Consider the following 7,164-nt stretch of genomic DNA (forward strand, 5'->3'; position numbering starts at 1 on the left):
ATGCTTCTGCAGGAAATGAATATGATATTTATCTTACTAAAATAGGTGATTCTTGGAAGATTATGTCTGCAACAATAAAAGTAGAAGAAGATCCAGTAGATTCTTATTTTGATGTTAATAAGGAATTAGGTTATTCAAATGGTAAAGAATTAAAAGATGTAAATGTCAAACAAAATCTAAAGAAGATGTTAGACAAAATGAATGATATAAAAACAAAATTATAAAAAAAAAAGAAATATAGAAAAATTTGCTAGTAAAATTTAATAACTAGAATTATAATTAACTTATATTAAAAAATTAAATATAAAAAAAGACTACTGCTCGTATTAGGTTGACAGACCTTATAACGAGTTAATACCAACTACCGACGAATAGTTAAGTAACAGTAATCTTTTACTATAAGTTACATACTAAATGTTTTGACAGAACATAGAGTATATAAAATATAGCTGTTATCTTCTTAGATATACATAAATTATAAGAGATGAAAGAAAAAAAATCAAGATGATAACGATAAAAGATAAAAATTACGGACTTGTTCAGATAGTAGGACAAGTCTTTTTTAATGTGGTTTTATGAGGAGGAGTATTTGACCAAGAGCAATAGGGACACCCGACAGGGAACACCCTAAAGAGCCGACAAAATACTGGGATTAAGTTTCCACACCATATAAATATGTCTGGTACCATATTGAAGGGGTGAGAGTAGTAACTAGGCACTACAAAATATAAGAGCTAGGGGAGGCAACACTTAGTGGAAATACTCAAATATACTGTCTATTGTCGGGGTGTTGGTAGACTGTGTTAAATCACAAAGTGGAGTATTTACTTGTATCAGTCCAACGTTGTGTGGTCGTAACACACCAATCCTATTGGGTTTGAATGATATGGAAAGTAACCACGGACAGTAGTTCGTGGGTAACTGCGTCCAATTACAAAGCCTTTAGGTTTGCATTAAAAGAATAAGTAGTCAATAAGATTTAAAACATGTATAACAAAATTCGATATAGGTCAAGTCCCTTCTGACTTGGCATATTGAGAATGCGTTAGTAACAACTGAAAGCCGTAGGTTGAAGGCGTAAGTAACCGTTAGGTTATAATGTTATGTAACATATGTAATTAGTATGTATCAAGTATTTAAAGTAATAACTGATTAAAACTAGATACTAAACTGGTGTAACAATCGTTTTGGTGAGTTTCGCTAAGGATTATATATTGTTAAAAGATAGGAAATTTTACATTAAAAAATATGTGTTTTTGGTGGTCTGATAGTGGTCTAAGTGTGTATTTTTGAGTGATTTTATGACCCCAAAAAAATGACCTATAAAATAGATAGTATTTTGATTTTAACCAAAGAGTTTTACTAGGCTTTGCCTAGTTCTCCATGTTCATGAAATAAATGAAATTTATGTAATATGGGGGCAAAAACTCCTTATGCTCTTTTTTTAAAAATAACTTTACAAAACAAACAAATAAGGGCTTATAAAAATAAATAAATACTGGAATATAAAAAAGAAAGTTATAAGGGCTTACAGAGGCACACAGAGCCTTAAAAACATACTTCAAACTGTAAAATTATGTAATTAAAATACTCGTTTTATCATATTTAATTTTACAGAACTTTATTAATAAAAAAGTAGGCAGCTTAAAAAAGTCACCCATTTAAGGTGACTTAATTTTTATATGTAAATTAATAATTGTGATACTATTTTACAAGTGTGCCACATATGCTAATCTTTCCCATGTTCTTGCTCCAACAATACCGTCAACACTTAAACTATTGCTTGATTGGAAACTTCTAACTTTTGTATATGTTTCACTTCCGAATTGACTGTCAACACCTAGAGAATAACCACAAGCTTTAAGTAATATTTGTACTAGATGTACGGGATTACCACTTTCTACTTTATTATACCCTACTAGAGTTGATGTTTTAACAGTATAATTTTTTGTACCAGTTACTTTAAAATATGTGCCATAAAAAAATATATCAAAACCATCTTGACTACCTTTATAATTTTTTAATCCATAACTTTGCATTTCATCAGCTGGTATAAATATTTCAGCTTTAGCTGATGGTGTTATGCCTAGCTCATCACATTTATTTTTATATTTTTCTTTAATTTGTTTTGGAGCATTATCATAAGTAAAGGTATAACCTTCAATATGAATTGTCCATAATGGCTTGTCTGTTTCTGTGTAAGTAGAATTTGTTTCAGTATCTGCGAATGCAATACTGCTTGTTAATGCAAATAAACAACATAGCATTATCAATATTTTTTTAACTTTTTTTAACATAAAAACCCTCCTTTGAATATTATTTAATTATCCTAGAATGTAGGATATTTTAAATGTCAACATGAATTTTATAAACTGAATCTTTCAGTGGAAATTTTTTGTATATTGAATGGTCTAATGATTTATAAGAAACAGAGTCAATAGTCAAATATGTAAGAGAAGATAATAAACACAATATTAATGCTATTATTATGCCTTTTCTACTTTTGGTAACAAACATATTATGTAATCTTTTTTCAAATCCTTTGACTCTATGTAAACCAGTAGAAAATTCATTGTGTATATTTGTATTTCTTTCAATTGAGTTTACAACAGTCATAGCATAACTTTGTCTATCCTCAAGACTACAATCTTTTAAAACTGTTTCATCACAATGCATCTCACAAATATTTTCTACAACTCTATCTAATAGATATACAAGTGGATTAAACCAATAAACACATTTTAAAAATAGGATTAAGTATCTAATATACAAATCTTTGCTTTTATAGTGAGTCAATTCATGTCTTAAAATCCAATTTAATTCTTCTAAAGAATAATCATGTGGAGGTAAAAGAATATATTTTTCAAATAATCCAAAACAAGAGGGATTATCAACTTCATAGGTATATTTCAGTTTTATATGTTCTTTTATTTTAAATTCATTTAATAAATTGCTATAAAGTTTATTTACTTCTATTTCTTCAATATCATATGATAAGTCAACTATTAAGCCTTTGAATTTCAAATATCTTTTGATTGTTCTGATAAAAAGTAATAATGCAATGGTAACCCAAACAAATACAATAATATTTTTAATATTTTCATTGATTGGGAATGTATCTATATTTGAATTAACAAGTAAACTTTTAGTATTTAACTTACTAGTGGAAGACATTGTATATGTGTATGTAAATGGAAAAACCAATTTAGCTATAACAATCATCCAAATATAATAATTAAGTTTTTTACTAAAATTTTTAAGTAAAGTTGTATTCAAAACTATTAAAATACAAATAATTAAACTGCTTATAAGTGTTGAACGAAATAAATTTTGTAAAATTAAATTAACCATATAATCTACCTATTTTATTTTTTATTTTGCATATCTTTAATAAAGCTTTTAAATGTTTTTATTTCTTCTTTGCTAAATTCTTTTTTACTCATTGATTGAAGTAAACTTGTAACAGATTCATTATGTATGTTTTTTAAAAAATCAAAAGTTTCATATTGTAAATAGCTTTCTTTATCAACTAAAACAGTATATGTCGTATATGTTGAATGCTTTTTAGCAGATAAAAAATTTCTTTTTACTAATCTTGATAAAAGTGTAAGTGTTGTGGTCTGCTTCCACTCATGACTCATTATAGAAACTATGTCTTGTGATGTCAATACCTTGTCAGATTGCCAAAATAGCTTCATTATCTTCAATTCAGAAGGTGGTATTTTTTTAAACATAATTAATTCCCCCAGTGCCTTTTTAAAGTTTTTTAATTTTACTTTCATTCTATAAAAATAGAGTGCAAGAGTCAAATTAGTATAATTGTTTTATTCTACAATTATAGAACAAAGTGACCAAAAAGTTCTCTACATAGGTAGAATACAAGGTTTAAATATTTTTAGTTTATTAAAAAATATATGTATTTGTGATTGAGTAAAAACAAGCATAAAAATAAAAAAAAGTAATATTTACTGACCTACAACTGACAAAATGCCTAAAATAAGATTTGAATAAATAGGCTAATATATTGAAAATACTATGTCTTACAAAAAAATGGCATAAAATTAAATCTTTTATGTCCTTTTCTACTGACATGCAAAAAAGTCTTGTAAGTATTGCAATGACTTAGATATAGGGTATTTGAATGTGGAATTGTCGTTTTGTAAAAGAAGTTACCTAAAATAGTAAAAAATATTATTAGTTGATATAAATTATCATGAAAAATACATCCATTTCCATAAGAAAAAAATTTTTGTCTGCATGTAAAAATAGCTATCTCAATGCGTACAAACGTTCTATATTTATAGAGTTATTTGAATGTAAATTATATTTAATATAATATGTTTATCAGCTAAATAGGGGGGTGTATATGGTATATGTAAGTAGAGTAAAAGTTTTCTTTTAGTGTAGTACTTTCATTTCCATCACACAAAAAGTCCTAAAATCGTAAGGTCAAACTACCCCTTAATTAATGGTATTATAAAGTTTATTTTTTTGTTTTGCAATCATGTTTTTAGTCTGTAAATATAGTATTAATAAACTGATTCAAGGATGATTTCGTAAGGGGTGTGGGGGATGATAGATAGAGTTAACTTATATAAAAATGTAAAGCTAGATACAAGTAAGTTTAGTTTAAAGCTAAAAAAGAACTACAATGAATATATAGATTTCAAGACAGGAGAAGTAATTGAATATATTTCATCTTATATACTTGCTTGGAATGGAGTAAGATTTCTATATGCCGTAAATTCAGAGAGAATATATGTAACTGGTAGGCTTGTAATGCTACTCAAACAAGGTAATCATGTACACAATGTAGATGACTTATATAACTATAGGGAAGAGATAAGGCAAAAGGTAAATTATAAGCTTAAAGAGTTATTTAACATAGAGTTAGACATATTAGAGTTTACAGTTGCAAGCATGGAGGTAACATTTAATATTTATAATGTAAATGCAGATTTATATTTAAGACTATTTAATCAAATTATAAAAGACAAAGCTGATAGTAGATATATTAACTACGTAGATAAAAATAACATAGACACAAATACGAGCGTTTATATAAAGTCTAAAAATAATTATAAGAGCAACATAAATAAAACATACACTATTAATTTCTACAACAAATTAGAGCAACTTAAAACATTAAAAAGTAAAGTAGATATGTATAAGAGTAGTATAAATATAAATGAGATTGATTTGGAGCTTGCGACTAATACTTTAAGATTAGAGGTTAAGTGTGCAAATTATGAACTCAAAAAGTATGGTAAGACATTTAAAACATACTATGATGATATATACATATGCAGAGATATAGTTCTAACTAAGTATAAGAGATTCATCTGTAGCACTAGACTAGACTTTTACAATTACTTTGAAGCTAAAAAAATAGTACAAGAAACAAATAAGTTGAAGAAGAATAGTAAAAAGAAGCTATTGCAATATTTAGAACTAAGATATGCTAAAAAGAAAAAGTATAGCAAGGAAGAATTAAAGAAATATTTTAAGATGTTAGAAGCTTTAAACATAGCACCTGCACTTATTCCGACTATTTACAAAACAAACAAACTAGAGAGTCCAATTAGATTGCTAGATAATAAATTGTTTGATTTAAAGGATGTTCATAGATAGAATAAGAATATAATTGTAATACATATGTATTACAATTATATTTAAGAGGTGAAATATTATGAACTGGAATGATTTAAAAAAATGCGATATTAATGACATTGTAGGATATATAAATGAAAAATTGATTAAATACAAAAGTCTTAAAAAAGTTTCAGATAAATTAGAGATTAATGAAAGCACAATAAGAAAATATCTAAATAGCAAGGGTTACAGAAGAAAAGAAAATCAATTCGTACTTTTAGAATACACATGTAATCCCCGAAGTAATACAGCTAAAAATAAAGAAAATAATTCAATTAGCAATCATGATGATATAAGTAATATAGATGTAATATCAACTCCAAAATTAAAAGAAAATATGCTTTATATATCACAAGAAACAGAAACTTTAAAAGAAATGATAGAATGGTTTAAAATTAATAAAACTGGTAAATCAAATTCAGATGTTATTGAATTAAGAGAAGGAATAAATATAGATTTACCTGAAGCACCAATTAAAAGAACTACTATTAGAATTAATGAAAAGATATGGGACGAGTTTGATATTTTGGTTGAAGAAAATAAACCATATGATAAGCATGACCTAATGGGACAAGCCTTAAAAGAATTTATTGATAGATATAAAAAATAAAAATATTCTCAGAATAAAGGTAATTATTCTGAGAATATTTTTATTTTATTGACAAAATAATTCTACTATTGTACAATCACATTAATGATACTACATAAATAGAATGTTAATTTAACAATATTTACATAAAAAGTTTATACATTTCAAATCACTTACTTAATTTAATTACTCATATCACATAAGTCCAAATAATAAATTAAATTTGTTTAAAAAGTAATGCTTCAGTTAAAATGAGTTTGAATTTTTTAGTTCTTTTACTAAAATCAATGTTTTGTTTCATTTTCAACGATTTATGCTACAAAATATTATACATTAAGAAAACTAAGTATGGGTACTAATTTCGGTTTTACCGATTTAGCTATACAATAAACTCATTTAAATATATTTGAGTTTAAAATTGAATTACATAACTTAAAAAAGAGGGGGATTTAATTATGTTTAAAAAATTTAAAAAAGCACTTTTATGTTGTATATGTGCTTCAGTTGTCATTGGTGGCACTAATATCGTAAGTTATGCAACAGATGATATTACTGAAAAGGAAAAAGAATCTATAAAAAGTACAGTAGAGACCTTTGTAAAAGAGGATTATAATTTTAATGGTGGAAAAAATAATTTTTCAACATTAGGCTCGGATGACTTTAAAGAGTATTTAAAAGCTAGAAATGATTTTAAACAAGCTAATAATGACTATCAAGATTATAAACCAATTGATTCAAAGTATACTTTTGATTTTGAAAAAATAGAAAAAGATAGTGATAATGTTAAAGTCGATGTTTATGTGTCAGAAACTTTTTCTTATGACTTAGAGGGCAAAAGAGAAAATGATGCTTCTGCAGGAAATGAATATGATATTTATCTTACTAAAATAGGTGATTCTTGGAAGATTATGTCTGCAACAATA

General features: G+C 26.1%; 7 protein-coding genes. 4 read left to right on the forward strand and 3 right to left on the reverse strand.

Going from position 1 to position 7,164, the window contains the following annotated elements:
• The coding region (locus tag KGF46_RS19600) for a hypothetical protein (RefSeq protein ID WP_227841344.1) at nt 1-224 on the forward strand (224 nt) is incomplete at its 5' end.
• A 1,485-nt stretch (nt 225-1,709) separates the two neighbouring features.
• Here the strand turns inward: KGF46_RS19600 and KGF46_RS19605 are convergent.
• The 3 genes from KGF46_RS19605 to KGF46_RS19615 are packed head-to-tail and all read right to left on the reverse strand — an operon-like array spanning nt 1,710 to nt 3,734.
• The gene (locus KGF46_RS19605; protein ID WP_074176851.1) at nt 1,710-2,297 is read right to left on the reverse strand and encodes a peptidoglycan-binding domain-containing protein; all 588 of its coding nucleotides are present in this window, start codon (nt 2,295-2,297) and stop codon (nt 1,710-1,712) included.
• 49 nt (nt 2,298-2,346) lie between these two features.
• Complete coding sequence (locus KGF46_RS19610; protein WP_074178788.1) at nt 2,347-3,351, reverse strand: M56 family metallopeptidase; 1,005 nt, start codon at nt 3,349-3,351, stop codon at nt 2,347-2,349.
• Between the two features lie 14 nt (nt 3,352-3,365).
• Nucleotides 3,366-3,734, reverse strand: a complete 369-nt coding sequence (locus tag KGF46_RS19615; protein WP_074178789.1) for a BlaI/MecI/CopY family transcriptional regulator — start codon at nt 3,732-3,734, stop codon at nt 3,366-3,368.
• Nucleotides 3,735-4,572: 838 nt separating this feature from the next.
• Between KGF46_RS19615 and KGF46_RS19620 the strand changes: the two genes are divergently transcribed.
• From KGF46_RS19620 to KGF46_RS19630, 3 genes are all read left to right on the forward strand, one after another.
• Nucleotides 4,573-5,631 carry a hypothetical protein gene (locus tag KGF46_RS19620; protein WP_227830456.1) on the forward strand — a complete coding sequence of 353 codons (1,059 nt, stop codon included), beginning with the start codon at nt 4,573-4,575 and terminating at the stop codon, nt 5,629-5,631.
• A 58-nt stretch (nt 5,632-5,689) separates the two neighbouring features.
• On the forward strand, nt 5,690-6,262 hold the full coding sequence (locus tag KGF46_RS19625; protein WP_227841345.1) for a hypothetical protein: 573 nt from the start codon (nt 5,690-5,692) through the stop codon (nt 6,260-6,262).
• 434 nt (nt 6,263-6,696) lie between these two features.
• Nucleotides 6,697-7,164 (forward strand): hypothetical protein (locus KGF46_RS19630; RefSeq protein ID WP_227841346.1); only part of this gene is annotated, 468 nt, incomplete at its 3' end.

The organism is Clostridioides sp. ZZV14-6153, from assembly GCF_020657855.1.
Taxonomy (GTDB): domain Bacteria; phylum Bacillota; class Clostridia; order Peptostreptococcales; family Peptostreptococcaceae; genus Clostridioides.